We start from the raw sequence: 527 nt of genomic DNA on the forward strand, positions 1-527 counted from the left end.
GCGCGCTCTACTAAGCCATCAATTGTGTCAGAGGTTTGCATACACGCAACACCGACAGAAATGGTAATATTACCCAGGGTGACTTTTTTATCACTGCCCATAACCAGGTTTTTACTGGCGACCTTATCGCATAGCTGCTGGCCTACAACGAGTGCGCCTTCGTAGCGTGTGTTGGGTAATAGCGCCACGAATTCTTCACCTCCATAACGAGCGACGATATCGTCACCTTTGACACCCTTCTTTAGAACTGTTGCGATAAAGGTTAAAACTTTGTCGCCTACTGCGTGGCCGTGCGTATCATTAAACGATTTGAAGTGATCAATATCCATAAATAGGAGAGAGAAGGGCTTCAGTGTTTGTTCAAACTCATTTACTAGTGTTTTAATAGACTCATCAAATGCTCGTCGATTCGGGATGCCGGTGAGCTGGTCGGTAAACGCCGTTTCGTTCAGTTCTTCCAAGTTCCTTTTTAAAGTACTGACTTCCTCCTTCACAACGATTAAGGAGTTTTCCATTGATGTGTTGGC

General features: G+C 45.0%; 1 protein-coding gene. It reads right to left on the reverse strand.

Annotated elements, in window-relative coordinates; translation table 11 throughout:
• Positions 1–515, reverse strand: a 515-nt coding sequence (locus A3761_RS05610) for a GGDEF domain-containing protein (protein ID WP_156491638.1), incomplete at its 3' end; no start/stop codon positions are given.
• Positions 516–527: the final 12 nt, after the last annotated feature.

Source organism: Oleiphilus sp. HI0123 (genome assembly GCF_001635315.1).